The organism is Flavobacterium sp. N1994, assembly GCF_025947145.1.
GTDB lineage: Bacteria > Bacteroidota > Bacteroidia > Flavobacteriales > Flavobacteriaceae > Flavobacterium.
On record NZ_CP109999.1, the window covers coordinates 804,523 to 830,664 of the forward strand.

The following is a 26,142-nucleotide window of genomic DNA, read 5'->3' on the forward strand; positions in this document are numbered from 1 at the left end:
AATGAAAAAACTATTTTCTCTCCTTTTTCTGTTATTCAGTTTAAATGCGCTTACGCAAACGATAAGCAGTTTACAATTGGCAACAAAAAAGTTCTATGAAGTCAATTATTTAATGGATTTTGAAACTGTAGCTTCCCTTTCTTATCCGAAAATCGCAGAAAAAAGTGGCCCCGAAAAGTTTCTTGAAAACCTAGAAAACCATTATGAGAATCCTGAATTTCGTTTACGATTGCAATTAGAAACTGTTCCTTTTCAATTTAGTATCATAAAGACAATTCAAGGCAAATCGTTTTGTGTAATTACTTGTCGTAATCCGATGCGATACTTTTTTGAAACTAAATTAACTACTGAAACTGCAACAGAAAAAGCAACCTGGTTAAAGGAAATCAATAAAACCAAAGAAGTTACGTTTGAACCCAACAGAAATAGTTTTAACGTGAAGAAAATAAGCACTTTTGTCGCAGTTATAGATGAGACCACTAACAAAGAATGGAAGTTTTTCAATTTTGACATGGCAACACAATATGATCTTTTTGAAGTATGCTTCGGAAAAGACACTAAAAAAGAATTGGGTTTATAAAAAATAGTATTTACCTTTACTTATCTTAATTAATAACCAAACTAAAAACAATATACCATGGCAAAAGGAAAAGATGTTCAGAAAGCCGCAAAAAAAGAGCCTCTGAAGACGGCAAAAGAAAAGAAAGCGGAAAAGCGTGATAAAAAAAACAGTCCTAAAAGAGATTAAAGTAAAAACCATCTAGTACAAAATTAGATGGTTTTATTTTTATAGTCTTTCAGTATTTTCTCTCCGAAAGAATATGTTTATGTTTAGTTGTTTTTTATAATTTTTGCTGTTACAGTACCTTTTTCAGTTATTATTTTTAAAAAATAGACGCCTGCCTGCACCCTTTCCAAACTTATAGTTGCACTTGTTTCGTTATGCTTATCCATTTGAATGACTCTACCATTACAATCGATAATTATAGTTTGCAGTATAGCCTCATTTCCCTCAATTGTTAGATTAGCAGCAACCGGATTAGGGTATATTTTAAAGTTATTTTCAGGTATAATGGTTTCAGTTGCCAAAGTTGCAGGGCAAACAATAGCAGTAGGTAGATATCTATTAATAGTTGTTCCATCGCCTAATTGTCCCCATTTATTGTATCCCCAAACCCACAGCGAACCATCGGTTTTTAAAGCACTCGTAAATTCTGGTTTGCCGCTAATTTTATCCCAGTTGGTATTGGTATCAATTTGGATGGGTATGTTTTTACCAACATTTGTTCCATCGCCTAATTGTCCCGATGCATTAAATCCCCAAGCCCAAAGGGTGCCATCGGTTGTTAATGATAGGATGTGGTCATAACCATCAACAATAGTTATCCAATTTGAGTTGGTTCCAATTTGGGTTGGAATGTATTTATCAACATAAGTTCCATCTCCTAATAACCCATCATGATTATGTCCCCAGCCCCAAAGGGTACCATCGGATTTTATCGCAAGGGTATGGCCCGAACCAGCACTTATTCTACTCCAATGAGTATCCGTGCCAATTTGGGCAGGTATAGATCTAGAGATTGTTGTCCCATCTCCCAAAGCTCCGATGAAATTACCGCCCCATGACCATAGTGTGCCATCGGTTTTTATTGCAATTTCATAAAAAACTCCGGAACTAATTTCCTTAAAGCATTGCCCAATGGCGAAATGATTTACAAATAAGAACAACACTATGGTAATCTTCAGGTAACTTTTTTTCATAGCTTTAAATTTATCAGGAATTCTTTCCATGTTTATCTTGAATTAGACTTCATCCGGGAAAATCTTTCCTGGATTGAGGATGTTGTTGTGATCAAAGACACGCTTTATGCTTTCCATCAGTTCCAAATGGGTTTTGGAAAAGGCAATATCCATATAGTTCTTTTGTACAAATCCAATACCGTGTTCGCCAGAAAGAGTTCCTTTTAACGAAACCGTCAACTCAAATATTTCGCGAATTCCGACTGGAACTTGTGTTTGCCAATTATCATCGGTCATATCTCCTTTAATAATATTAACGTGTAAATTGCCATCGCCAGCATGACCATAGCAAACGGACTTGAAACCATACTTCGCTCCTATCCTCTTAATTCCCGATAGTAATTCGGGTAACATATATCTTGGTACTACGGTATCTTCTTCTTTGTAAACAGAATTACTCTTCACCGCTTCTGCCACTGAACGACGCATTTTCCAAAGTGCTGCTTTTTGATCCTCAGTATCGGCAAACAAGACTTCATCAATATCAAACTGTTCAACCACTGCCAAAATCTTTTCCGCTTCTTGCATTAAAATCTCTTGATAATTTCCATCCACTTCAATTAGTAAATGGGCTTGATGCTCGGGCTTGATAGTCACAGAAATTCCTTCAACATATTGCAATGTCCAATCAATAGCATCGCGTTCCATAAACTCTAAAGCACTCGGCGTAATACCGGCACGAAAGATGGCGGAAACCGCTTCACAAGCTTCATTAGCTTTATAAAACGGAACTAACATTAATACATTATAATTATTTTTTGGAATTAATTTTAGCACCGCTTTGGTAATAACGCCAAGGGTTCCTTCGCTTCCTACCATCAATTGGGTTAAGTTGTATCCGGTTGAATTTTTTAAAGTGTTGGCTCCAGTCCAAATGATATCCCCATTTGGTAACACCACTTCTAAATTCAAAACATAATCTTTGGTCACACCATATTTCAAAGCTCTTGCTCCACCAGCATTTTCTGCTATGTTACCTCCTATCCAACAACTGCCCATACTACTAGGGTCAACTGGATAGAACAACCCTTTTTCAGCAACAGCTTCTCGCAATACTTGATTAATCACTGCTGGTTCAACGGTGACTTGAAGATTTTGTTCGTCAATTTCTAGAATTTTATTCAAGCGTTCCATTGACAACCCTATTCCTTCATAAATAGACAAAGCACCACCGCTTAAACCCGTTCTTGCTCCAATCGGAGTCGTTGGTATTTTATAATCGTTGGCTACTTTTAAGATGGCTGAAATTTCATTAGCATTGGCTGGTTTTACCACTACGTTTGGTGGAAAAACATAATCTTCTGTTTCGTCGTGACCGTAAAAGTTACGGGTTTCTTGATCGGTGAAAACAAAAGCATCACCAACTATATTCGTTAATTTTTGAAGTATTTCTGGATTGAGAGACATTTTATAAAAATTGGTAGGTAAATATAAGGATTACAAAAGGAAAAGACAAATGCTTTTTAGCCCCGATGGAAGTGGCTACCGTGTAGCGCGAACAGCGGGAAAATGGATTCCAAAAATGCCCGAACCATTCGCTCCTAACGCTTTTTTAAATTGGGAAGTGTAAAACAAATAATGCCAATTAAAGGGAGATAAGAACAAACTTGATACACGTATTGAATAGAAGTGTAATCGGCTAATTTACCTAGCAAAGCAGAACCTAATGCTCCCATTCCGAAAGCAAATCCGTAGAACAAACCGGAAATCATTCCGAGTTTCTTAGGCACTAATTCTTGTGCATACACCAAAATGGCAGGAAAAGCAGATGACATTATGATTCCGATAATAATCATTAAAACATCGGTCCAAAACAAATTCACATACGGCAATAATAAAGCAAACGGAGTAGCACCAAAAACAGACAACCAAATCACATGCTTTCTACCAATCTTATCTCCTAAAGGCCCGCCAAGTATGGTTCCAGTAGCATAAGCAATCAAATAAATAAACATATGAAATTGCGCTTGTTTGATACTGAGATGGAACTTATCCATCAAGAAAAAAGTATAGTACGTTGACAAACAAGCCGTGTAAAAGAACTTAGAAAAAATAACAATTAGCAACACTAGAATAGCCCATTTGACTTTGCTTTTGGATAAGTTGTGAAAATCGATGAAAACGGTGGGTTTGTTCTTTTTGAAAACCAAATGGTCTCGATACCAAAAAGCAATTTTACTAATGATTCCCAAAGCGATTACAGCAGCAATGACAAACCAAAGAATGTATTTTTGCGAATTGGGCACTACAATTAAAGCCACTAAAAGTGGAGCAAGAGCCGTTCCGAAATTCCCTCCTACTTGAAAAATAGATTGTGCCAATCCTCTTTTACCTCCTGAAGCCATATTGGAAATCCGAGCCGATTCAGGATGAAAGATGGAAGAGCCAACTCCTATAAAAACAACAGAAATCAATATCCAATAAAAGTTATTGGCAAACGACAAGGAAATAATCCCTGTCATAGAAAATAACATCCCATAGACTTGGGAAAAAGGTTTAGGATATTTATCGGTATAATACCCCACGAAGGGTTGTAATAACGAAGCGGACAACTGAAAAGCAAAGGTGATTAATCCAATTTGTGAAAAAGAAAGGTGGTAATTTTGCTTTAAAATCGGGTACACTGATGGAATTATAGCCTGAATTAAATCGTTTAACAAATGGGCAAAACTTATCGAAAATAGTATCGAGTAGATTGTCTTTTGTAATAAAGCACTGTTTTCTGGAGTTGAAGTAACTGCTGTTTTCATTTAAAAATGGTTTAAGATGAAATACCAAAAAGCTAGCGTAACAAAAGATAATGGAATCCCTATACCGACCATCATACTACTTAATTTGGGTTTTAGTCCATAGTTAGAAGCCAAGACAGCTCCCGTAATCATTGGTGCCATGGCAGATTCCATCACAGAAACATCCACTATTACTCCTTTGCCTTGCAACATAACTTTATAGAGTAAGAAGAAAATGGCTGGGGTAATAATCAATTTGAATAGCAAGCCAAGTCTAAGGAATTTCCAATGCTGACTTCGTTTGTCTAATTTCAATTGTAATCCTACTGAGACTAGTGCTACTGGAGTTACTGTTGCCCCTAATTTTTGAAAAACCGTTTGGAAATTATCCGTAAAATCAAACTTCATTACATTCATTATACAGGCTATGGCAAAGGCAATAAACGGCGGAAACAATACAATTTTAGAAACTATTTCTTTGGGATTTGCATCGCCTTTAGCAAATACTGCAGCGGTTATTAATCCGAGTGTAGCCATCACAACAAAGGTTCCAGGTTGATCTACCATAATAGCCGTTTTCAATCCTTCCTCTCCATACAAAGCCTGAATAATTGGGAAGCCAACAAAGGAAGTATTTCCTAAACCCGCTGTTATAATCAAACAGCCAATGAGTCGATTGGGCCAACCTAATCGTTTTCCGAGGGTATAAAAAAACAGGAAAGACAAGCCAAAGCCAATCCAAGATTCTGCTAAAGGATATAATAAATTGCTCGAAAGGGTTATTTTGGGGATATAAAACAAAGCCAATCCTGGCAAGGCTACATAAATAATAAATTGGTTTAGGGCTAAGTGACCGTTTTTGGGAAAAGCGGCAAGTCGTTGCATCCCCAAGCCCATAAGCAAACACAGAAAAATCAACAGAATGTTATCCATTCGAAATGATAGATTTATTTTGCAAAGGAACAGCAAAAAAATGGAAAAGAAGAATTACAACGTTGAAAGGTTTACTAAAAAACTTAATTTATTTGCCACAAATTGCACAAATTAGCACGAAATACTTTTTGGAAATTTGTTTAATTTGTGGTTGAATTTTTAGGAAATACAATAAAGCGATTGGTTTTAATTATCTCTATGAAACAATATTTTACTAAATTTACCCAAACGATTTTACTTTGAACGAGAAGCCCAACAAAAGTGCATTGAACGAAAAAGATGGAATTCCACCACCGGAAACTTTCAGTGCAGCCTCCTTGAAGAAAATTGTGACCAGCAGAAAACAACAGCCTTCCGCTTCCGAATTAATTACTGGAATTTTAAACCATGATAAGGTCGCTTTAAGTCGGGCCATCACTTTAGTTGAAAGTACTAATGTTGCACATTTATCGAAAGCCAATGAGATTATCAACGGTTGTTTACCTTATGCTAATCAATCTATTAGAATTGGAATTACTGGTGTGCCTGGAGTTGGAAAATCTACTTTTATTGAAGCTTTTGGAAGCTATTTAACTTCGTTAGGAAAGAAAGTAGCGGTGTTAGCAGTTGACCCTAGTAGTACTATTTCTCATGGAAGTATTTTAGGAGACAAGACCCGTATGGAAGAATTGGTCAAAGATGAGAATGCTTATATTCGACCTTCCGCTTCTGGAGAAACGCTTGGTGGTGTGGCTCGTAAAACTAGAGAAACCATTATCCTTTGTGAAGCCGCAGGATTTGATACTATCATCATCGAAACGGTTGGTGTTGGGCAAAGTGAAACCGCAGTGCATAGTATGGTAGATTTCTTTTTGTTGCTAAAAATCTCAGGTGCTGGTGATGAATTACAAGGTATCAAGCGAGGTATTATGGAAATGGCAGATGCGATTGTCATCAACAAAGCTGATGGTGATAATATCAATAAAGCAAAACTAGCCAAAACCGAATTTAATAGAGCGTTACATTTATTTCCTGCTAAAAGTTCAGGTTGGATTCCGACAGTTTCGACTTGCAGTGCTTATGAAAAAACCGGAATTGATGCTGTTTGGGAAACGATTAGCCGATATATGGAATTGGTTAAAACCAATGACTATTTTGAAAGCAAACGCCAAGAGCAAAACCAGTATTGGATGATAGAAACGATTAACGAGCAGTTAAAAAACAATTTTTATAATCATCCAGAAATAATATCCCTTATAGAAGAAAGCAAAAAAGCGGTTCAAAATGATGAAGTATCCCCTTTTGCAGCGGCACAAATTTTATTAAAAAAATATTTCAAATAAAAAATCCCGAGTGATGAGTTCGGGACTTTTCGGAATTAACTAACTGTTTTTTTTTAACTCTTTCTTAAATGTTGTCCTAAAAGCCAGCGGGCAAACGCTACCGGCTTTAGGGAACAACTCAAATAAACCACAATTATTTGTTTCTTTAAATTTCTTTCCTGTTATAATTTATAATTCTTATCCATTTATTTGTGCAAAGAACTTTAAATAATTACTCCAAATTTCACAATATAATTAGGCTTTAACTATGAGTAAAAAACTATATTTACTATGTTGGATTAACTATAAAAAATACCGTTGTTTAACGGGTATAAAAATGGGTGTCTGGCGGAATTTATTTATTGTCTTTTCTAGTACTTTGCAAATTGTGTATTGTCGTAACGGAATGTAAGTTAAGCATGATTTTAAATGACCCTTTTTTTATCGGGATTTGTTTTTTTACTATAGGATTTTTATCACTTGTTGGGTTTACTAGTGCTTATCTGAATTACTTTTTCAAATCTAAAATTTATCGGTATTATAGTTTGTACATACTAACACTTTTGTTATTTGTAGCAACGGTATATATAAAAGATACTGGCGACTTTCCTTTAAAAAGCAATCGGCGTATTATCATGCAACTAGTCGTTGATGGATTACAAATGTTGAGTGCTTTATTATTTTGCTCTTTCATTTACCACGCCATGGTACTACAACATCCTAAATATAAAAAATTAAAAAAAACGTATTATGGCTATGTTGGTTTTACAGGACTGTATTTTATCATCATGTTCATATTCCCCCATTTTGTTAGAGTAAGCTTCCCTTTTTTCTTAATAACTCGATTGATTATTTATGTGATAGCCTTGCTATTTTATTATCATATTGGAAAAGAACTAAAAGTGGTGTTTTTTAGGTATTTATTCATGGGAACAACCATTTTATTTATTTCTGGAATTTTAGCACTTTGGGATTCTACAGTCAATTCAGCCACTAGTATCTACACTGGTTTTCATTATCTATGCTATGGGTATTTCTTTGAAAACAGTTGCTTCATAGGAGCTTTCATCTATAAATATTTTATAGTAGATAAAGAAAAAAATGAAGTAGAACATCAACATGAAGTACAACTCTTTGCTACCAAAATTGAAATGCAAAAGCAAACCATGGATTACATTGGTAAAGAAATTCATGATAACATAGGACAAAAACTCACTTTAGCGAGCTTGTATACACAACAACTTGAACACGAAAACAACAACTCAAACATAAAAGAAAACATTGACAACATTAGTATTTTAATTAATGAGTCTTTAGCTGAAATGAGAGAGTTGAGTAAATCCCTTACTGATAATACTATTGAAAAAAACGGTATTATCCAACTAATGGAAGACGAATGTGAACGGGTGAGAAAACTGAATTTATGCTCAGTAAAATTTAGTTGTCCTAAAAGAAATATCGAATTAAATTACGACTCTAAAACTGTTTTAGTTCGTATTGTACAAGAATTTTTTCAAAATAGTATCAAACATTCCGATTGTAAAAATTTAACTTTGCAACTTAATACAGATGATAATTCAGTAGAACTTATATTGATAGATGATGGCAAAGGTTTTGATATTAGCAAAACTTACACGAACGGAATTGGTTTAATAAATAGTAAGAAACGAACAGAAATGCTCAATGGTCTTTTTAAATTAGATAGCCAACTAAATATTGGCACCAAAATAACAGTAACCCTACCGCTTTAAATGAAAAACACTATTGCCATAGTAGACGATCACTTACTCATAGCGCAAGCTCTGAAAGGGATAATTTCAAATTTTGAGAACTTTGAAGTGGTCTTTGAATGCGAAAACGGTAAAGACCTTATTCATAAAATAGAGACCTCAAAAGTAATTCCGGATATAGTGATGCTTGATATAAGCATGCCCGAAATGAATGGTTTTGATACGGCATTGTGGTTAAAAGAGAATTACCCAGCTATAAAAATCATGGCTTTAAGCATGCAGAATGACGAACAAAGTGTTATCAAGATGATACGAAATGGTGCTAGAAGTTATTTATTGAAAAATACCCATTCCAAAGAACTTGAAATAGCTTTAAACAAATTGATAGAAGACGGCTTTTTTTACCCCGATTGGGCTTCCAAAATTATTTATTCTAACATGAATGGAACCACGAGTGGTTCTATATCAAAACTTACTGAAAGAGAAAAAGAGTTTCTAAAGTACACCATTACTGAAATGAGTTATAAAGAAATTGCCGAACTCATGTGCTGTAGCCCAAGAACGGTGGAAAGTTATCGTGATAATTTGTTTGAAAAATTAGAACTAAAGACACGAGTGGGTTTGGCTGTTTATGCTATCAAAAACGGATTTTCCTAAATAAGAAAGCAGCTTTTAATTTGAAATAAATCAAATCAAAAACTGCCTTATAAACTAAAACTGAAAACTACTCTTCGTAGCCTTCCATTTCTTTATCGTAGAATTCTCCAGCTAAAGTAATTAAATGCTCCATTTCCGATTCTAATTCGGTTTCATCTTCTCCTTCTAAATCTTCTAGAAACTCTACCTCATCGTCTTTTAAATTGATAATGAAGCGAGGGAAATCAAGATGAATAACAAATATATCTTCGGGAAAATCAGAGTTGTCAGCTAGCACAAATTTTGGTAATTGCATGTTGTCTTATTTTGGATTACACAAAGAAACGAATAAACTATTTATCCGACAATATTACGGGGGCACTTCCTTTGCCCATGAAAATAATTTTGGCATTCGGAGAAGTCGCTATTTCTTTTTGTGCTTTGATTTGTTCGTATTGTAATTGTTTATCGGTCAAACCTGACGAAATAATTCTTTGATAATCAGCAATACCTTGTGCTTCTACTCTTTTACGTTCCGCTTCTTGCTTTTCTTTTTGTAAAACGAAAGTCATTTTTTGAGCATCTTGCTCCGCATTGATTTTACTTTCAATAGAGGCTTTAACAGAGGTTGGCAAGTTAATATTTCGAATTAAAAGTTGTTCTAAAACTAAACCTCTCTTCTTGAAATCATCCTCAATAGATTTAAAAATCCTTTGTTGAAATTCACCTCTTCTAGTAGAATATAATGCTACGGCATCATAATAAACTGCATTATCACGAATACGAGTACGCGTTACTGGACGAACAATTTTATCCGTGTAATCCTCTCCAATTCCTTTTAAAATCTTTGGAGCATCATTAGGTATTACTCTATATAAAACGGTTAAATCGATTACCACTTCCAAACCATCATTTGATAATACCCGAATAGCGTCATCACCTTGCTTTGATCCTTCATCGTGAATGGCTGACATAGTATAGTTTTGGGTTTGTGTATCAAAAATGGTAATATCTAAAAGTGGATTGACAACATGTAAACCACTTTCTAAAACATCAGATTGAACGTTACCATAAAGCGACTTCACCCCTACTTTTCCTGCATCAATTTGTTTGAAGACTGAGGATAAGAGTCCGATTAAAATCACAACAAAACCAAAGATTTTTAAAAGCGGAGCAAATTTTGAGGCAGGATTAGCATTGTTTTTTAGCGTAACGCTAATAATAATTAAGATAACACCAATAATAATGGAAAGTATCATTTTATTTGTTTTTAAATTATACGGTGATTATACGCAACACTCTAATGTAAGTTACAAATTATTGTGAAGTATTTTCTGTAACAAGTTTTTTGGTTAAGTAATGGAAACGTATAAACAAAAAAGTAGCGGCTGCAGTCAAACCTGCAAAAAGGCCAATCCATACACCCACAGCTTTTAGGGAAGTATATTCACCTAAATAAAAAGAAATAGGAAAACCAACTATCCAATACGCCACAAACGTAATATACATCGGAATCTTTACATCCTGCAAACCACGCAAAGCTCCTAAAACAACTACTTGAATTCCATCAGAAATTTGAAAGACCGCAGCTACTAATAGCAACTTTGAAGCAATAGTTATTACTTCTTGATTGTCTAAAAGTTGGGTACCGTTTTCCATATTTAAAAACAAATAAGGTAATACTTGATGCAATGACACAAACATTACAGCAAATAGAATTTCAATAAGTATGGCCAATAAAAAAATAGAACGTGCTACAATAATTAATTGCTTGTAGTCATTCAATCCTTTTTGGTTGCTAATTCTAATCATAGAGACTACACTCAACCCCATAGCAAACATAAAAGTCATGGAAGCCAAACTCAATGCTATTTGGTTTGCGGCCTGACTGGTTTTTCCAATATTCCCACAAAGCCAAATTCCCGCAGTAAAAAGCACTACTTCAAAAAGCATTTGCATCGCCGAAGGGAAACCTAGATTGACAATTTTCTTAATCATATCTTTCTTGATTTCGTCAAAACTAAAATTGTGGAAGTAAGGCTTTAATTTTTCTTTTCGTGACAATATGATGTGCATGAAACTAACCATAGCAATTCGGGAAATAACGGTTCCTAAACCTGCGCCAAGAATCCCCATTTTAGGAAATATCCAAACACCGTAAATCAAACAATAATTGATGATTACATGAAGAATATTGGCCATCACGATAGCGTACATAGATACTTTTGTCATCGATAATCCGTCCGCAAACTGTTTGTAGCCTTGATAAATGATAAGTGGCACTAATGAAAAAGCGACCCAATTCACAAAAGGTTTTGCTAAGGCAATAACTTCTTTAGGTTGGTGCAGTAATTCCATTATAGGTTTAGCCAAAACAACCAATCCAAAAAGAGAAAAGCCTAAAATGATACATAAAAACAAACCATGATGAAAGGCAGAACGTATTTTGGAAGTATTATTTTCTGCATCTGCTTCGGCAACAATGGGTGTAATAGCGGTTGAAAAACCAATTCCCAATGACATGGCTACAAAAATCAAACTATTCCCAAGCGAAACAGCAGCTAGTTCTGTACTTCCTAATTTACCAACCATAATATTATCAACAATACCTATTAAAGTATGGCCCAGCATTCCAATGATAACGGGATAAGCTAGTCTTAAATTATACGAGAACTCTTTAGTGTATTGAGATAGATTCATTTTGAATAAATTGATTGCAAAAATAGGGTATTCAAAGAAAATAAGTATCGTTATACAATTCTTAAATAATAAATATTTTTTTAACTTTACGTCAAACTAAAACTAATTACTTAAACACAATTACAATGAAAAAAATTTTACTCTCTATTTATACATTAACGGCAACGTTGACCTATGCTCAAAACATTTTTCAAGATTCTTTTGCCAGTTATAATTCCAATGCTCAGTTAAGCGGTCAGGGAACTTGGACAAATAACTCCTCCTCAATTGGTGGTTTAGGTTCGTGTGTAGGTGCTATATGTTCTAATGCTAAGGTTATCGACCAAAACATAAGCGCTACTGGTTATGGTTCTTCAACAAAAGCTTTTAGTTTAACTCCTGATACCGATGGTTGTGGAAGAGGATTTACTCCTTTTACAACTAATGGAAATCTATATGTTGGAATGGTTGTAAACATTACGAATGCGCAATCTTCTCCCCTAGACTTTTTTAGGGTGATGAGCGGAGCTAATTTAACCACTACGTTCAGAATGCTGGTTCAACCTACAAGTGGTTCCACTTTCAGTATCGGAATTAGAAAAGGAGACACTACAAATCCAACAGTTTACACTGCCAATTCCTTTAACTATGGAACTGATTATTTATTAATTTTCAAATATACTCAAGCTGCTGGGGCTAATGATGATACTGTTACTTTATATGCCAATGCTAATTATACTGCTGGAGAAGCAGGAAATACAGTATCGGCAACCAACTTTGCTGGTAATGACCAATCTGGAAATATTGACAGATTGTCTTTTAGACAAAATGCTGGACCAGCTGGTATGCCAACAGGAGCCGTAAGTCTTTTAAGCGTAGCTACTACATGGGAAACATTGTCCTTTAATTTGGCTAACAATGAGTTTAATAAAAATACTTTTACTATTGCTAGTAACCAAGTGACTAATGGCATTTTGAATATCAAATCCAATATTGCTTTAGAAAATGCTTTATTAACTATTTATGATATTGAAGGAAGAAAAGTAGACACCAAAACTATTTCATTACAAGAAACGGTAAACGATGTAATTATAAATCCTATTAGAAACGCTGGGGTGTATATCGTAGAAATTATAACTGATAGCAAAGAACGTTTCACTCAAAAAATCATGGTGCAATAAATAGCCTAACGAAATAAAAAAAAAGCGCTGAAATTCAGCGCTTTTTTTATTTACTCAATTGTTCTTTATACAAATCGATGTTGGCCTTTACTGTTGAATCTAGTTCAGGATCTTTAATATCCGTTAGTTTTTGTAGTTCTTCCCAAATGATTTTGGCAACTATCACTCGAGCCATTTCTTTATCATCAGCTGGAATCACAAACCATGGGGCGTGATCTTTAGAAGTCTTATTAATAGCCTCTTCATAATACTTCATATAATCCTCCCAACGTTCCCGCTCTTTTAAATCGCCAGTAGAAAACTTCCAATTGTCTTCTCCGTTTTCTAATCGATGTAATAGTCGTTTGCGTTGTTCTTCTTTACTCATGTGGAGATAGAACTTCAATATAGTTGTTCCATTGTGTGCCAAATGCTTCTCAAAATGATTGATGCTTTTAAATCGGTTATCCCAAAAGGTATCTGTTATATCTTCTACTTTTTCAATTCCTGGTAAATTCTCAGAAAGTAAATATTCAGGATGCACACGGGTAACCAAAACATTTTCATAATGTGTCCTATTGAAAACAGTAAACTTCCCTTTTTCGGGCAAAGCCAAATAATGACGCCATAAAAAATCATGTTCTAACTCGCTTGAATTAGGCGTTTTGAAACTATGCACCACAACACCTCTAGAATTAAATTCCTTAAATACTTCCCGAATTAAGCTATCCTTTCCACTGGTGTCCATCCCTTGCAAACAGATCAAAACCGCGTGCTTGTTATGAGCATACATCATATCTTGACGATGACTCAACTTCTGTTGGATTTTTAATAACTCTTCTTCTTTCTCATCCGCATCCGCATCGATAGTTAACTCGGTTGGGATTTTTGATAAAGAAATAGGTTCAATCACTCTAAAATCATCGGGGTTTATGCTTTTCATCTGGTAAGTATTTATATTTGTAAACTTATGGAAAAATTTCAACTTATACCCTTCCTAGAAATCAAAGGAATTGGAGCAGCATCAGGGATAGTGTATCACAATAATTCGCTATTTATAGTTTCTGATAATAGCTCGTTTCTTTATTGTTTTGACCTCAACGAAAACCTTCTTGAAAAGATAAAACTTTTTGACAATAGCCAAGAAAATCTAGCCAAAAAAGACAAAGCGGATTTTGAATCCCTAACGCTATTTAACGAAAAGCTATATTTATATGGCTCAGGTTCTACAAAAAAAAGAAATACAAGAGTGGTTTTCAATCTTCAAAGCAAAAAAGCTAAAGAAAAAAGTCTCAATAAAATATATGACCGACTCATCGAGAAAATAGCACTAACACCAGATGAGTTGAATATTGAGGGGGTAATTATGACCGCAGAAACCACCTATTTTTTTCAACGAGGTAATGGTCTTAATTCGCAAAATGGAGTTTTTAGTTATGACAAAAAGAATAAAACAGCTCAATTTCACTTGATTTCACTTCCAAAAATTAATGGGATTGAAGCCACTTTTACAGATGCCATTTTGATTGATGATAGTATTTATTTTTTGGCTGCAGCCGAAAATACTTCCTCAACTTACAATGATGGAGATATTGAAGGAAGCATCATTGGAACCCTTGATTTAAAAACATTGCAACTTAAAAATTACATTCAAATTAGTACCCATCAAAAGTTTGAAGGACTGACTTTATATAAAAAAACAGCCACTCAAATCGAATTGCTGCTTTGTGAAGATAATGATACCGAAGGATTAGTATCTACTATTTATAAACTTACTTTAACATAAAACTATTTCTCAATCTCTTTCAGACTTTCCATTTTTTTGTGCGCCAAGAACCCTTTGATATCTTCAAAATGTTCTTTCACTCTCTTGTTGCCAAATTCGAAAACTTTCGTGGCTAATCCGTCAAGGAAATCCCTATCGTGTGACACTAAAATTAAAGTTCCATCAAAATCTTTTAAGGCTTCTTTAATAATGTCTTTTGTCTTCATGTCCAAATGGTTAGAAGGCTCATCCAGAATCAGTAAGTTAACTGGTTCCAACAATAATTTTATCATCGCCAAACGCGTTTTTTCTCCACCCGAAAGCACTTTTACTTTCTTCTGAATATCATCACCATGGAACATAAAAGCACCTAAAATATTCTTGATTTGTGTACGAACATCACCCACCGCAATATTGTCAATAGTTTCAAAAATGGTAGCATTTTCATCTAATAACGACGCCTGATTTTGAGCAAAATAACCAATTTGTGAATTGTGTCCCACCTCTACATTGCCGCTATTGATTTCGATTTCTTTCATGATGGCTTTAATCATCGTCGATTTCCCTTCCCCGTTTTTACCAACGAAAGCTACCTTCTGACCGCGTTCAATCACCATATTGGCATCTTTAAAAATCAAATGGTCACCATAGGATTTCTCCAAATCGCGGACAATAACAGGATATTGTCCAGAACGAACGGAGGGCGGAAACTTTAGTTTCAACGCCGAATTGTCGATTTCGTCTACTTCAATAGGAACAATTTTTTCTAACATTCTAACACGTGACTGTACAGCATCTGTTTTAGAAAAAGTCCCTCGAAAACGTTCTATAAAAGCTTGATTATCGGCAATGAATTTCTGTTGCTCGTCGTAGGCTTTTTGCTGGTGCACTCTTCTGTCTTTTCTCAACTCCAGGTAATGCGAGTATTTGGCTTTGTAATCGTAGATTCTTCCCATGGTTACCTCAATGGTTCGATTGGTAATATTATCCACAAAAGCCCTATCGTGCGATATGACCATTACCGCTTTAGCCTGATTAATCAAGAAATCCTCTAACCACTGAATACTATCCATATCCAAGTGATTCGTTGGCTCATCTAGCAAAATTAAATCAGGTTGTTTTAATAATATTTTAGCCAACTCGATACGCATTCTCCATCCCCCAGAAAACTCAGAAGTTGGTCGATTAAAATCTTCTCTTTCGAATCCTAATCCTTTCAATACTTTCTCTACTTCCGCTTCATAGTTAACCTCTTCTATCGAATAGTATTTCTCACTTACTTCAGAAACACGTTCAATCAACTTCATGTATTCATCGCTTTCATAATCGGTGCGAATGGTTAGCTGCTCGTTGATTTCGTCTATCTCATCTCTCATTTTGAAAACTTCGGCAAAAGCTTTAGAAGCTTCTTCCATCACGGTACAATGGTCGGCTGAAAGTAAATGCTGAGGCAAATAGGCAATTACAGCTTCTTTTGGTGCCGAAATAGAACCACGTGAAGGCTTGTTTTCCCCAGCAACAATTTTTAGCAGTGTTGATTTACCCGCGCCATTTTTACCCATAAGGGCTATTTTATCGGTTTCATTGATGGCGAAAGTGACTTCGCTAAAAAGTGTGGTGCCGCCAAATTCAACGGCTATGTCATTAACAGTAATCATATAGCATTTTTTTGAAGCGGCAAAGATAGTTTAATTTGAGATTTGACCCTTTGAAAATTAATTTATTCCATAATCAGGTGATTTATTGCTGGTTTATTGTGCTTTTCTTCGGGTGTTGTTCGCAAAAATGCCCTGTTTTGCGAACAAAACCCGAACATGACCCGAACATGACCAGAACAAACTAGTCAAGAGTAGTCAACACTAATCAACACTAGTCAATACTAGTCAACAGTAGTCAAAAATAAGCAGCATGTCAATAAAATGGTTACTTTTAAGCAGTCATTCAGAATAAAACAAGGTATGCCATTACTAGATTATAGTTTCCTGTCCAAAATTTTGCCCAAAGCCAAGATTAAAAAAGGGTTTAGAAATGCTAAGAGATCTTATTTAAATAGGGTTAGGCTTGCTACTTCCTTATTCTTTTTTGGCATGGGATTTTGTTTTGCAACTTGGGCTAGTAGAATTCCAGATATTAAATCGATGCTACACCTTAGCGAAGCTGAATTGGGGACTTTACTTTTTGCTTTACCGATTGGTCAACTTGTAGGCATGCCCCTTTCGGGTAAAATTGTGACTCAATATGGTAGTCGAACTATATCTATCTTAGGGCTTTTAGTTTATTCTTTTTTCCTTATTTTATTAGGATTAGCTACTGTAAAATGGGAATTGGCTATAGGGTTATTCTTATTTGGTTTCTTTTGTAATTTTTGCAATATCGCAGTGAATACACAAGGGGTTTACACACAGCAATTGTTTGATAAACCCATTGTAGGATCGTTCCATGGTTCGTGGAGTTTGGCTGGATTTTGTGGTGCTTTGCTAAGTTTATTGATGTTGGCTTTGAAGCTAAGTCCGTTTGTACATTTTGTTATTGTCTTTGCTTTGATAACGCTGATAGTGATTTTCAACTATAAATTTATTATTAAAGCCAAAGTAAAGAAGCCAGAAGAACAAGCTAACTATTCCTTTTTCAAAAACCCTGATACTACTTTGATATGGCTAGGCATCATTTGCTTTTGCTGTATGGCAAGCGAAGGGATAATGTTTGACTGGAGTGGTGTTTATTTTAAAGAAATTGTCAAAGCTCCCGGTGCTTTGGTAGTTTTAGGGTATACCACCTTTATGATTAGTATGGCTTCGGGTAGGTTCTTGAGTGATATTTTAGCCGCAAAGTATGGGATTAAAAAAGTACTTGTGGTTAGCGGTATCGTAATTTCTACAGGATTATATTGCGCCGTTTTATTCCCTTATTTAATTCCGTGTACCCTTGCTTTTATGATGGTTGGATTTGGAGTTTCCAATGTAGTTCCTATCATCTTTAACGTCGCTGGAAATAATGAAAAAGTGCCTACTAGTATTGCTTTGACTATTGTTTCTAGCATCAGTTTCTTGGGCTTTTTAATTGGGCCACCATTAATCGGATTCATTGCCGAGCTGACCAGTTTGAAATACTCCTTTGCAATTATTGGGGTGTTTGGAGTTCTTATCTCGTTATTAGTAAGTAGGTTGAAGGTCTTTAATTAAATCAATAAGAAACAAACTTATCGTCTTCCTTTTCATCAGGAATGATATAAATTCTATGCCACTCTTCCCCTTCAATAATTTCCCAAGAATGCCCTTCTCCATGAATATCTTTAGCGACAAGAATAATACCAGGTTCTAAAATAAATTGTTTCCCATCGGAAGTAGTAAACCTAAGTTTTCCTTTTAAAGTTACCACATATTGCACTCTTGGAGCCGGATGTTGATGCTTTTGGTATTCTTCTATTTTAGTTTGAATAATAAAGCGTTCACTAGGTATACTTAAGTATTCTGGTAAGACGCCTTCCTCAAAATAGGAATTGCCTACACTATCATTTAGTAATCTAAAGGCTCGCATACTCTTTATCTTAAATACTCAATCGAAAGGCCTCAATAATTGGACTGGCTTTACCAAAATCGACTTCTTGAATAAACAACTCGACTGCTTTTGCCGTTTGTATGCTTGGTAAAACATTAGCCTGATTGTTATCTCTAATGACCACATTAAGGTTAGCTTCTTCTAGTCTTTCTTTTAAACCAACGGCTAAAATTTCTTCTCCAGAAAATATTTTTATTAGTCCCATTTTATCAATTACGAATTACAAATTAAAAATTACGAATTAGGTTTTAATCCTCCATTTCAAAGAAAAGAGGTTCAATCATGATTTTGTCTGCTAGTACCTCTACTCTTTCAGTGATTTGGGAACAAAAGAAAAGGCGTTGTGTTTTTTCAATACTCATCATCAATCGCTGAATAATAGCATCATGTCGCAAACGAAACAGTACATCAGCATCATCAACAACAAACATTTTGATGGTATTAATATTAAATCCAGCTGACGCAAACATGGTGTTGATTTTATTGGGAGTTCCAATTAAAACATCCAATCCCAAAGAGATAATGTTTTTATCATAATCGATGTCACCTTTGTCATGAACACCCAAGATACTTAAATCCTGATACGTTCCGTATTTCAAAAACAGTTCTTCCATTTCTAAAACGCGTTCTTTATTTTCAACAATGATTAAAGCTCGGGTACTTTCGCCCATAGATTTTTCCATCCGTTGCAATACATTCAACACTATAGTAGTTGTTTTTCCGCTTCCTTCAGGCGATTGAATTACCGCATCGGCACCACTTTTAATAGTTGAAAAAGTAGCCAATTGCATTTCATTAGCTTCCGTCAAATCGTTTTCGATAAGTGCTTTTTGCAGATGGGGATTTATTTTTTTTAAGTTCATTATTTACTAGCAAAAAGTTTAACGTCCATTTCCGAAATCTCGCTTCCACCCAGGATTATCAAGCGCTCCACAACATTTCTAAGCTCTCGAATATTTCCGGTCCAATCGTATTCTTGCAATAATTGGATAGCGGGTTTAGAAAATGATTTGGTGGTATTTCCTTGTTCCTCAGCAATCTTTGCAGCAAAATGCTCAATTAGTAGAGGAATATCATCTCTTCTGTCGTTTAAGGAAGGAACTTTAATGAGAATTACGGCCAAGCGATGGTATAAATCTTCACGGAAACGCCCTTCTGCAATTTCCTTTTTCAGATCTTTATTGGTGGCTGCTATAACTCTAACATTAATTTTGATGTCTTTGTCTGCGCCTACCCTTTGAATCAAACTTTCCTGTAAGGCACGTAATACTTTGGCTTGCGCCGATAAACTCATATCTCCAATTTCATCTAAGAAAATAGTGCCCCCATCGGCAGCTTCAAATTTTCCAGCTCTATCTTTTACAGCAGATGTAAAGGCTCCTTTTACATGTCCAAACAATTCACTTTCTATCAACTCTGATGGAATAGCAGCACAATTCACTTCAATCATTGGGGCATTAGCTCTCTCGCTTTTTTCATGCAATTGATGAGCTACTAATTCTTTTCCAGTTCCGTTTGGACCAGTGATTAATACTCTAGCATCCGTTAAGGCTACTTTTTCAATCATCAATTTGATTTGATTGATAGGCTCACTTTTTCCAATGATTTCGTAGTTTTTGGAAACTTTTTTCTTCAATATTTTATTTTCGACCACCAACTTCTTTTTGTCTAAAGCATTGCGAACGGTATTCAGTAACCTATTCAAATCAGGCGGTTTAGAGATATAATCAAAAGCACCCAATCGCATCGTATTAACAGCAGTTTCTAAATCACCATGACCAGAAATCATCACCATCGGAATTTCAGGCTTAATTTTTTTAACAGCTTCTAGTAATTCTTCCCCATTCATTTTGGGCATTTTGATATCACAAAGGACTAAGTCGTAGTCTTCGTTTTTAATTTTTTCAAAACCTTGTTTTCCGTCCTCGGCTTCATCAACGGTATAAGTATCGCTTTCCTCTAAAAGTATTTTGGTCAATACTCTTCGGATAGACACTTCGTCTTCAATGATTAATATTTTGGGCATTGCGTTGCATTTATAAGATTGCAAAGTTAAACATGTAAAGCATTATTTCAATGAAATTCAAATCTAATTCAAATGAAACTAAAATAATGGTCATCCAAATAGATTTAATACTTTTGTATTTCAAAACAAAGCACTATGTCTACAGCAAAAAAAGATTACAAAAGAATTACGACCAAATCATTATTTGACATGAAAGCCAATGGCGAAAAAATATCTATGCTTACGGCTTATGATTTTACCATGGCTAAAATTGTCGATTCCGCTGGTGTTGATGTGATTTTGGTGGGCGATTCTGCTAGTAATGTGATGGCGGGTCATGAAACTACTTTACCTATAACGTTGGATCAAATGATTTATCATGCATCGTCTGTAGTCAGAGCAATAGAACGCGCATTAGTAGTTGTAGACTTACCCTTTGGAAGTTATCAATCGGATCCAAAAGAAGCTTTACGTTCTGCCATTAGAATTATGAAAGAAAGTGGTGGGCATGCCGTAAAACTTGAAGGCGGTAGCGAAATTAAAGAAAGTATTAAGCGAATCTTGAATGCTGGAATTCCGGTAATGGGACATTTAGGTTTGACGCCACAATCCATCTATAAATTTGGAACCTATACGGTTCGTGCGAAAGAAGAAGCGGAAGCTGAAAAGCTATTGGAAGACGCTAGATTGTTGGAAAGAATTGGTTGTTTTGCTTTGGTTTTGGAAAAAATACCAGCCTCCTTAGCTGAGAAAGTCGCAAAAAACATTTCTATCCCTGTAATCGGAATTGGTGCTGGTGGTGGTGTTGACGGACAAGTATTAGTCATTCACGACATGCTAGGCATGAACAATGAATTCAGTCCCCGATTTTTAAGACGCTATTTGAACTTATACGAGCAAATGACAACAGCTATTGGTAATTATGTGGCTGATGTGAAATCTGAAGATTTTCCGAACAAGAACGAACAGTATTAATAACCTTAATTGATGCGAAAAAAAATTGTTTTTGTTTTTGTACTTGCTTTGATTTCGTGTAAAAAAAATGAAGCAGAGCCTGTTATCAAGCCTGTATCAGATTTTCTGAAAACTTCTGATTTATATTCGAAGGTATTTTATATTTCAACCAAATTAAATACAGAAAATTGTACCGCTTATAATGATGGTTGTGATTGTTGTGATGGTAAAATTATATTTTTAAAAAACGGCACATTCGTTAGCGATTTTTATTGCATTCCAGATGTAAGTTATACTACTGGAACATTTGAAGTTCTTGATAAAAAACTGATTTTGAAATACGCCGCTAAAGAAGCGGTTTACGGTCCTTCAAACGAAGATTACTCTGAAGAGGAAGAGAGTGTCCTAAGATTAGCTGACAGTAAGATGTCTGGGATTACTGAAGTAGCTATTCTTCGTTGCAAAGAACATTATGTTTTCAAAAATGGTTCGGATTATTTTTCAGAGGATAAAAAAACTTCATTTCAATTGGCTGTGAACCAATATAAAAGAGATGGTGTATGGGAATTATTAGATATAAAAGAATAATCATGTCTAAGATAGTCTCAACCAAAGATAATCTCCAAGTTCTTCACGAAGACAATCACATCATAGTGGTTAACAAACGTGTTGGCGATATTGTTCAGGGTGATAAAACGGGAGATAAGCCTTTATCAGAAGTGGTAAAAGAATATATCAAGGAGAAATACAACAAGCCTGGAGAAGTCTTTCTGGGCGTGGTTCATAGACTGGACCGTCCAACTACCGGTATTGTTGTTTTTGCTAGAACTTCTAAAGCATTGACCCGACTAAATGAATTGTTTAGCAATCGAGAAACACAAAAAACCTATTGGGCCGTAGTGAAAAACAAACCACCCAAAGTGCAAGACATCCTTATTCATTATCTGAAAAGAAATGAAAAAAACAATACTTCAAAAGCCCATTTAAAAGAAATTCCTGAAAGTAAAAAAGCGAGTCTCGATTATAAAATTATTAAAACGCTGGATAATTATTTTGCTTTAGAAATCAATCTTCATACTGGAAGACACCATCAAATCAGAGCGCAATTAGCAGCCATAGGCAGTCCTATAAAAGGAGACTTAAAATATGGTTTTGACCGAAGTAATCCTGATGGAGGAATACATCTTCATGCCAGAAAATTAGTTTTTATCCATCCTGTCTCCAAAGAAAACATAGAAATCATTGCGGAGGCACCGAAAGATGCCATTTGGAACTCCATTTGATACTAAAAAGCGTATTTTTACGTTACTATATAACCCAAGTAAAAATACCTACAATGAAAAAACTAATTTTAACCTTCTGTTTGCTATTTGGTTTTGGCGTTTTTGCTCAAGACCATTTCTCTGGAATAAGCACTTCTAGTCGAGTTGGGATTTTAAATGGTGTTCTTAATCCAGCTGAATTTTCCAATCTATCTAAAAAATTTGAAATCAATTTTTATGGTGTCAGTTTTGATGTATCCAATAATAAAGTTGGTTTTAAAGATTTAACTTCCAATACCAATCTAGAAACTTTAATTTTCAAAGGTGACGAGCCTGTAAACATGCGTTTTGACGGAACTATTCTTGGTCCAAGTTTTGCTATGAGATGGATGAAATGGGGCTTCGGAATTAGTACCAAGGCCAATGTAAAATTTGATGTAGTGGATGTGGACACGGCGATTGGAAATGCCATTACAAATAATGAAATAGTTTTAAACACTACATTATTAAATAATCCTGACAACCAAAGACTTAATGGAACAGCTTGGGGTGAATTAGGACTTTCAGCAGCCAGAACGTTATTTGAAAATGACAAACACGTTTTAAGTGCTGGTATAACTTTTAAAATGTTATTCCCAGGTACATATTCTAATGTTGGTTTGAAAAATTTAAATGGTACCATTACGGAAAATGCTACTGGTGCCTATTTAACAACCAATCAACCCGCTACATTAAATATCGCTTATTCAGGGAATTTGGCAGATAGTTTTACCAATTTTAATGATTACACAAAATCAATTTTTGGTGGATTAAATGGAGCAGCAACAGATATTGGATTGACCTATCAATGGAAAGACGGAAAAACAAATTATAAAATTAAAGCAGGTGCATCTATCAGAAATATTGGGAGCATGACTTTTAAAAACAACAATAATTACAACACTAATTATACTTTAGATATCCAACCAACGGTACAAAACCCGCAAGGTTTAGATTTAAGTTTGTTTAGTAACATCAACAATTTAAGCGATGTAGAGCAAATTTTATTGAGTAAAGGCTATTTAACCAAAAGCCCTGAGAAAAAGGAATTCAAGGTAAACTTACCAACCGTATTAACACTGTACGCCGATTTTAAAATCGTTCCAAAAGTATATGTGACTGGATATTTACAACAAAAAATGAAAAAAGATGACAGTGATGACCAAATTACCTCCCGTAATATTTTTTCGGTTACTCCAAGAGTTAATTTAGGGTTCTTTGAAGCTTATCTTCCTGTTTCAAATGATAACATTTCGGGGACAAATGTGGGTTTAGGATTTAGATTAGCCGGATTTTACCTTGGTTCCAATTCAATATTTACCTCTTTAGCAGACGGAAAACAAGCCAATGTTTATACTGGATACCGTTATGCATTTTTATAAAGAATAAAGTTGGCATTTAAATGTTAAAATTGTAACTTGCTGAACCAATTGCGCCAAGTCATGATTTTTAAAACTGATGTAAGTTATCGAAAACAATCCTTACTTAAATTATTACATTGTGTTCAGGCACATGAACAAGAAATCATAAAAGCACTCTATGATGATTTCAAAAAATCTGATTTTGAAGCAGTCCTAAGTGAAACAGCTTATATTCAATCAGAACTGAATTATACCATCAAAAACATTACTAAATGGGCAAAACCAACTTTGGTGTTTCCTTCTCTTTTAAATTTTCCTTCAACGGATTATATTTATAAAGAACCTTACGGAAAAGTATTGATTATTGCTCCTTGGAATTATCCTTATCAATTAGCATTATGTCCATTGATTGCAGCTATTGCAGCAGGAAATCAAGTAGTAGTAAAACCTTCTGAATTAACACCAAACACTTCAAAAATAGTTGCTAAAATAATCAACGAAACATTTGATAAAAATCATGTGGAATGCATTGAAGGAGATGCTGAAGTAGCTCAACAATTATTATCCCAACGTTGGGATTATATCTTTTTTACAGGAAGTGTAGCTGTTGGTAAAATCGTAGCTAAAGCGGCTGCAGAAAACTTGACTCCAGTTACTTTAGAACTAGGCGGTAAAAACCCTTGTATTGTTGATGAAACCGCTAATTTAAAATTAGCCGCAAAAAGAATTGTATGGGGAAAATTTCTCAATGCAGGTCAAACTTGTATTGCTCCAGATTATATATTGGTTTCTGAAAAAATAAAAACCCCATTCATTGAATTATTGAAAAAAGAAATTGAAATGGCATATGGAAAAAATCCACAAACCTCTTCAGATTTTCCAAGAATTATTAATGAAAAAAACTGGAAACGGTTAGTTGCCATGTTAGAAAATGAAACTTTACTTGCTGGTGGAATAACCAACAATAAGGATTTTTATCTTTCGCCTACACTAATTGATGAACCAAAATTAGATAGCCTGGTAATGAAAGATGAAATTTTTGGTCCTATTCTTCCTATTTTATCCTTCAAAAATGAAATGGATTTGAAAACCATTATTTCAAAATATGAAAAGCCTTTATCGCTCTATATTTTTAGTAATGACAAGCTTTTTGCAAAAAAAATAATTGAAAAGTATTCTTTTGGAGGCGGATGTATTAATGATACGGTAGTCTATTTTTCGAATAAAAGATTACCTTTTGGAGGTGTGGGCTATAGTGGTATAGGAGCCTATCATGGTAAATTGAGTTTCAACACATTTAGTCATCAAAAGGCTATTGTAAAAAAAGCCAATTGGCTGGATATCCCATTGCGATATGCCCCTTACAATGGGAAGTTAAAAAATTTAAGGACAATACTAAAATGGCTTAGCTAAATTTATTTATTTTTGGATTAATCAAACATGTAACACTATATAATTTGACGGATTTTTTTACTTTTTCTAATACTAATAATTTAATTATCATAGCCATACTGCTGTTATTGCTTTATGGTGCTTATTTTGCCACTAACAAATCTTTAAAAAAGAAATTAAATCTTAGTAGTCGTTCCGAATTTGATGCTAAAGAACAGCAGTACTCTTTATATCTGCTTTTCTTCGGGATTTCAATTCCGTTGATAGAAACCATTTTGGAAATTTTCCAAGTCCGTTCACAAAGTTTATTAGCAACCAATATTTTAATTGGTATCATACTACTAACCCTTTATCTTCTTTGTACCAAAACAGTCTTTTTTGCTAAACATATTAGTAAAGTTTTTACCGTCTGTTATTTTGGTTATTTTGGGATGAGTTTTTATAATGTTTTTTTTAGGCCTTTTGAGTTAATGTGCTATGTGAGTCTAATAATAATATACTTCCTTTCTTATTTTGCTTTAAAGAATATTTTACATTATTGGTTATTTGTTATTACTATATTATTGCTGTTGGTAAGTTCTTATGGTTTTGAATTCATTTCACATCAATACACTATCATCCTTATTTGTGCATTCATACTAACTACAACGTTTCATACGGCTAGACATTTGGCATTTATAGAAACAGAAAATAAATTTAATTTTACAAACATCGTTGTAAACAAAGGAAACTCCTTGATTATGACAACCAATAAAAAAGGGAAGTATCGTTTTGTAGTGAATCTATTGAAGAAATTTTAGGCTATACTGTTGATGAAGTATTAGGATTTAAATATTGG

26 protein-coding genes are annotated in these 26,142 nt (G+C 34.6%); 13 read left to right on the forward strand and 13 right to left on the reverse strand.

The genetic code is table 11. The features are described 5' to 3' along the window. Nucleotide 1 precedes the first annotated feature (1 nt). On the forward strand, nucleotides 2-580 hold the full coding sequence (locus OLM53_RS03770; RefSeq protein WP_264521725.1) for a hypothetical protein: 579 nt from the start codon (nucleotides 2-4) through the stop codon (nucleotides 578-580). A 251-nt stretch (nucleotides 581-831) separates the two neighbouring features. Here the strand turns inward: OLM53_RS03770 and OLM53_RS03775 are convergent, their stop codons facing one another. The 4 genes from OLM53_RS03775 to OLM53_RS03790 form a co-directional block, all read right to left on the reverse strand. Further along, complete coding sequence (locus tag OLM53_RS03775; RefSeq protein WP_264521726.1) at nucleotides 832-1,761, reverse strand: T9SS type A sorting domain-containing protein; 930 nt, start codon at nucleotides 1,759-1,761, stop codon at nucleotides 832-834. Nucleotides 1,762-1,803: 42 nt separating this feature from the next. Then, nucleotides 1,804-3,207: an FAD-binding oxidoreductase gene (locus OLM53_RS03780; RefSeq protein ID WP_264521727.1), complete on the reverse strand. Its 1,404-nt coding sequence runs from the start codon at nucleotides 3,205-3,207 to the stop codon at nucleotides 1,804-1,806. Between the two features lie 134 nt (nucleotides 3,208-3,341). Further along, nucleotides 3,342-4,550, reverse strand: a complete 1,209-nt coding sequence (locus OLM53_RS03785; RefSeq protein WP_264521728.1) for an MFS transporter — start codon at nucleotides 4,548-4,550, stop codon at nucleotides 3,342-3,344. Beyond that, complete coding sequence (locus OLM53_RS03790) at nucleotides 4,551-5,462, reverse strand: AEC family transporter (RefSeq protein WP_264521729.1); 912 nt, start codon at nucleotides 5,460-5,462, stop codon at nucleotides 4,551-4,553. A gap of 239 nt (nucleotides 5,463-5,701) precedes the next feature. Between OLM53_RS03790 and meaB the strand changes: the two genes are divergently transcribed. The 3 genes from meaB to OLM53_RS03805 all read left to right on the forward strand — a co-directional run bounded on the left by meaB (nucleotide 5,702) and on the right by OLM53_RS03805 (nucleotide 9,150). Continuing rightward, complete coding sequence (meaB, locus tag OLM53_RS03795) at nucleotides 5,702-6,784, forward strand: methylmalonyl Co-A mutase-associated GTPase MeaB (RefSeq protein ID WP_264521730.1); 1,083 nt, start codon at nucleotides 5,702-5,704, stop codon at nucleotides 6,782-6,784. 614 nt (nucleotides 6,785-7,398) lie between these two features. Further along, nucleotides 7,399-8,514: a sensor histidine kinase gene (locus OLM53_RS03800; RefSeq protein ID WP_264521731.1), complete on the forward strand. Its 1,116-nt coding sequence runs from the start codon at nucleotides 7,399-7,401 to the stop codon at nucleotides 8,512-8,514. Beyond that, nucleotides 8,515-9,150: a response regulator transcription factor gene (locus tag OLM53_RS03805; protein ID WP_264521732.1), complete on the forward strand. Its 636-nt coding sequence runs from the start codon at nucleotides 8,515-8,517 to the stop codon at nucleotides 9,148-9,150. 67 nt (nucleotides 9,151-9,217) lie between these two features. On the opposite strand, the gene OLM53_RS03810 is transcribed toward OLM53_RS03805, so the two are convergent. From OLM53_RS03810 to OLM53_RS03820, 3 genes are read right to left on the reverse strand one after another with little or no spacing between them, the layout of a single operon-like run. Beyond that, complete coding sequence (locus tag OLM53_RS03810) at nucleotides 9,218-9,445, reverse strand: hypothetical protein (protein WP_264521733.1); 228 nt, start codon at nucleotides 9,443-9,445, stop codon at nucleotides 9,218-9,220. A gap of 37 nt (nucleotides 9,446-9,482) precedes the next feature. Next, complete coding sequence (locus OLM53_RS03815; protein ID WP_264521734.1) at nucleotides 9,483-10,388, reverse strand: prohibitin family protein; 906 nt, start codon at nucleotides 10,386-10,388, stop codon at nucleotides 9,483-9,485. Between the two features lie 58 nt (nucleotides 10,389-10,446). Next, nucleotides 10,447-11,829 carry an MATE family efflux transporter gene (locus OLM53_RS03820; protein ID WP_264521735.1) on the reverse strand — a complete coding sequence of 461 codons (1,383 nt, stop codon included), beginning with the start codon at nucleotides 11,827-11,829 and terminating at the stop codon, nucleotides 10,447-10,449. A 125-nt stretch (nucleotides 11,830-11,954) separates the two neighbouring features. Between OLM53_RS03820 and OLM53_RS03825 the strand changes: the two genes are divergently transcribed. Further along, nucleotides 11,955-12,989, forward strand: a complete 1,035-nt coding sequence (locus OLM53_RS03825; protein ID WP_264521736.1) for a T9SS type A sorting domain-containing protein — start codon at nucleotides 11,955-11,957, stop codon at nucleotides 12,987-12,989. A gap of 46 nt (nucleotides 12,990-13,035) precedes the next feature. Here the strand turns inward: OLM53_RS03825 and OLM53_RS03830 are convergent, their stop codons facing one another. Beyond that, nucleotides 13,036-13,911, reverse strand: coding sequence for a PPK2 family polyphosphate kinase (locus OLM53_RS03830; RefSeq protein ID WP_264521737.1), 876 nt, complete (start codon nucleotides 13,909-13,911; stop codon nucleotides 13,036-13,038). 27 nt (nucleotides 13,912-13,938) lie between these two features. On the opposite strand from OLM53_RS03830, the gene OLM53_RS03835 reads away from it, so the two are divergent. After that, nucleotides 13,939-14,754 carry a DUF6929 family protein gene (locus tag OLM53_RS03835; protein WP_264521738.1) on the forward strand — a complete coding sequence of 272 codons (816 nt, stop codon included), beginning with the start codon at nucleotides 13,939-13,941 and terminating at the stop codon, nucleotides 14,752-14,754. A gap of 2 nt (nucleotides 14,755-14,756) precedes the next feature. On the opposite strand, the gene OLM53_RS03840 is transcribed toward OLM53_RS03835, so the two are convergent. Beyond that, nucleotides 14,757-16,391 carry an ABC-F family ATP-binding cassette domain-containing protein gene (locus OLM53_RS03840; RefSeq protein WP_264521739.1) on the reverse strand — a complete coding sequence of 545 codons (1,635 nt, stop codon included), beginning with the start codon at nucleotides 16,389-16,391 and terminating at the stop codon, nucleotides 14,757-14,759. A gap of 300 nt (nucleotides 16,392-16,691) precedes the next feature. Here OLM53_RS03840 and OLM53_RS03845 point away from each other — a divergent pair, with 300 nt between their 5' ends. Next, the gene (locus tag OLM53_RS03845; protein WP_264521740.1) at nucleotides 16,692-17,915 is read left to right on the forward strand and encodes an MFS transporter; all 1,224 of its coding nucleotides are present in this window, start codon (nucleotides 16,692-16,694) and stop codon (nucleotides 17,913-17,915) included. Between the two features lies 1 nt (nucleotide 17,916). On the opposite strand, the gene OLM53_RS03850 is transcribed toward OLM53_RS03845, so the two are convergent. The 4 genes from OLM53_RS03850 to OLM53_RS03865 are packed head-to-tail and all read right to left on the reverse strand — an operon-like array spanning nucleotide 17,917 to nucleotide 20,317. After that, nucleotides 17,917-18,270, reverse strand: coding sequence for a hypothetical protein (locus tag OLM53_RS03850; protein WP_264521741.1), 354 nt, complete (start codon nucleotides 18,268-18,270; stop codon nucleotides 17,917-17,919). Between the two features lie 10 nt (nucleotides 18,271-18,280). Next, on the reverse strand, nucleotides 18,281-18,496 hold the full coding sequence (locus OLM53_RS03855; RefSeq protein ID WP_264521742.1) for a DUF2007 domain-containing protein: 216 nt from the start codon (nucleotides 18,494-18,496) through the stop codon (nucleotides 18,281-18,283). A gap of 43 nt (nucleotides 18,497-18,539) precedes the next feature. Continuing rightward, nucleotides 18,540-19,154, reverse strand: coding sequence for a DEAD/DEAH box helicase (locus tag OLM53_RS03860; RefSeq protein ID WP_264521743.1), 615 nt, complete (start codon nucleotides 19,152-19,154; stop codon nucleotides 18,540-18,542). After that, nucleotides 19,154-20,317, reverse strand: coding sequence for a sigma-54-dependent transcriptional regulator (locus OLM53_RS03865; RefSeq protein ID WP_264521744.1), 1,164 nt, complete (start codon nucleotides 20,315-20,317; stop codon nucleotides 19,154-19,156). Before OLM53_RS03865 ends, OLM53_RS03860 begins: the two co-directional genes overlap by 1 nt. Before the next feature lie 135 nt (nucleotides 20,318-20,452). Here OLM53_RS03865 and panB point away from each other — a divergent pair, with 135 nt between their 5' ends. Genes panB through OLM53_RS03895 form a run of 6 tightly spaced genes read left to right on the forward strand, consistent with a single transcriptional unit; the run spans nucleotide 20,453 to nucleotide 26,104 of the window. After that, nucleotides 20,453-21,271: a 3-methyl-2-oxobutanoate hydroxymethyltransferase gene (panB, locus tag OLM53_RS03870; RefSeq protein WP_264521745.1), complete on the forward strand. Its 819-nt coding sequence runs from the start codon at nucleotides 20,453-20,455 to the stop codon at nucleotides 21,269-21,271. A 12-nt stretch (nucleotides 21,272-21,283) separates the two neighbouring features. Beyond that, complete coding sequence (locus tag OLM53_RS03875; RefSeq protein WP_264521746.1) at nucleotides 21,284-21,838, forward strand: hypothetical protein; 555 nt, start codon at nucleotides 21,284-21,286, stop codon at nucleotides 21,836-21,838. Between the two features lie 2 nt (nucleotides 21,839-21,840). Next, complete coding sequence (locus OLM53_RS03880; protein WP_264521747.1) at nucleotides 21,841-22,533, forward strand: RluA family pseudouridine synthase; 693 nt, start codon at nucleotides 21,841-21,843, stop codon at nucleotides 22,531-22,533. Nucleotides 22,534-22,586: 53 nt separating this feature from the next. Continuing rightward, complete coding sequence (locus tag OLM53_RS03885; RefSeq protein ID WP_264521748.1) at nucleotides 22,587-23,933, forward strand: hypothetical protein; 1,347 nt, start codon at nucleotides 22,587-22,589, stop codon at nucleotides 23,931-23,933. 60 nt (nucleotides 23,934-23,993) lie between these two features. Further along, entirely contained in the window at nucleotides 23,994-25,325 is a 1,332-nt protein-coding gene (locus tag OLM53_RS03890; protein ID WP_264521749.1) for an aldehyde dehydrogenase, read from the forward strand. Between the two features lie 44 nt (nucleotides 25,326-25,369). Continuing rightward, a complete protein-coding gene (locus OLM53_RS03895; RefSeq protein WP_264521750.1) occupies nucleotides 25,370-26,104 on the forward strand; it encodes a hypothetical protein in 735 nt (244 codons plus the stop codon). Nucleotides 26,105-26,142 lie beyond the last annotated feature (38 nt).

Coding starts and splice junctions, on each gene's coding strand:
- OLM53_RS03770 (WP_264521725.1), top strand. CDS start 2: ATGAAAAAACTATTTTCTCTCCTTTTTCTGTTATTCAGTTTAAATGCG.
- OLM53_RS03775 (WP_264521726.1), bottom strand. CDS start 1,761: ATGAAAAAAAGTTACCTGAAGATTACCATAGTGTTGTTCTTATTTGTA.
- OLM53_RS03780 (WP_264521727.1), bottom strand. CDS start 3,207: ATGTCTCTCAATCCAGAAATACTTCAAAAATTAACGAATATAGTTGGT.
- OLM53_RS03785 (WP_264521728.1), bottom strand. CDS start 4,550: ATGAAAACAGCAGTTACTTCAACTCCAGAAAACAGTGCTTTATTACAA.
- OLM53_RS03790 (WP_264521729.1), bottom strand. CDS start 5,462: ATGGATAACATTCTGTTGATTTTTCTGTGTTTGCTTATGGGCTTGGGG.
- OLM53_RS03800 (WP_264521731.1), top strand. CDS start 7,399: ATGCAACTAGTCGTTGATGGATTACAAATGTTGAGTGCTTTATTATTT.
- OLM53_RS03805 (WP_264521732.1), top strand. CDS start 8,515: ATGAAAAACACTATTGCCATAGTAGACGATCACTTACTCATAGCGCAA.
- OLM53_RS03810 (WP_264521733.1), bottom strand. CDS start 9,445: ATGCAATTACCAAAATTTGTGCTAGCTGACAACTCTGATTTTCCCGAA.
- OLM53_RS03815 (WP_264521734.1), bottom strand. CDS start 10,388: ATGATACTTTCCATTATTATTGGTGTTATCTTAATTATTATTAGCGTT.
- OLM53_RS03820 (WP_264521735.1), bottom strand. CDS start 11,829: ATGAATCTATCTCAATACACTAAAGAGTTCTCGTATAATTTAAGACTA.
- OLM53_RS03825 (WP_264521736.1), top strand. CDS start 11,955: ATGAAAAAAATTTTACTCTCTATTTATACATTAACGGCAACGTTGACC.
- OLM53_RS03830 (WP_264521737.1), bottom strand. CDS start 13,911: ATGAAAAGCATAAACCCCGATGATTTTAGAGTGATTGAACCTATTTCT.
- OLM53_RS03835 (WP_264521738.1), top strand. CDS start 13,939: ATGGAAAAATTTCAACTTATACCCTTCCTAGAAATCAAAGGAATTGGA.
- OLM53_RS03840 (WP_264521739.1), bottom strand. CDS start 16,391: ATGATTACTGTTAATGACATAGCCGTTGAATTTGGCGGCACCACACTT.
- OLM53_RS03845 (WP_264521740.1), top strand. CDS start 16,692: ATGCCATTACTAGATTATAGTTTCCTGTCCAAAATTTTGCCCAAAGCC.
- OLM53_RS03850 (WP_264521741.1), bottom strand. CDS start 18,270: ATGCGAGCCTTTAGATTACTAAATGATAGTGTAGGCAATTCCTATTTT.
- OLM53_RS03855 (WP_264521742.1), bottom strand. CDS start 18,496: ATGGGACTAATAAAAATATTTTCTGGAGAAGAAATTTTAGCCGTTGGT.
- OLM53_RS03860 (WP_264521743.1), bottom strand. CDS start 19,154: ATGAACTTAAAAAAAATAAATCCCCATCTGCAAAAAGCACTTATCGAA.
- OLM53_RS03865 (WP_264521744.1), bottom strand. CDS start 20,317: ATGCCCAAAATATTAATCATTGAAGACGAAGTGTCTATCCGAAGAGTA.
- panB (WP_264521745.1), top strand. CDS start 20,453: ATGTCTACAGCAAAAAAAGATTACAAAAGAATTACGACCAAATCATTA.
- OLM53_RS03875 (WP_264521746.1), top strand. CDS start 21,284: ATGCGAAAAAAAATTGTTTTTGTTTTTGTACTTGCTTTGATTTCGTGT.
- OLM53_RS03880 (WP_264521747.1), top strand. CDS start 21,841: ATGTCTAAGATAGTCTCAACCAAAGATAATCTCCAAGTTCTTCACGAA.
- OLM53_RS03885 (WP_264521748.1), top strand. CDS start 22,587: ATGAAAAAACTAATTTTAACCTTCTGTTTGCTATTTGGTTTTGGCGTT.
- OLM53_RS03890 (WP_264521749.1), top strand. CDS start 23,994: ATGATTTTTAAAACTGATGTAAGTTATCGAAAACAATCCTTACTTAAA.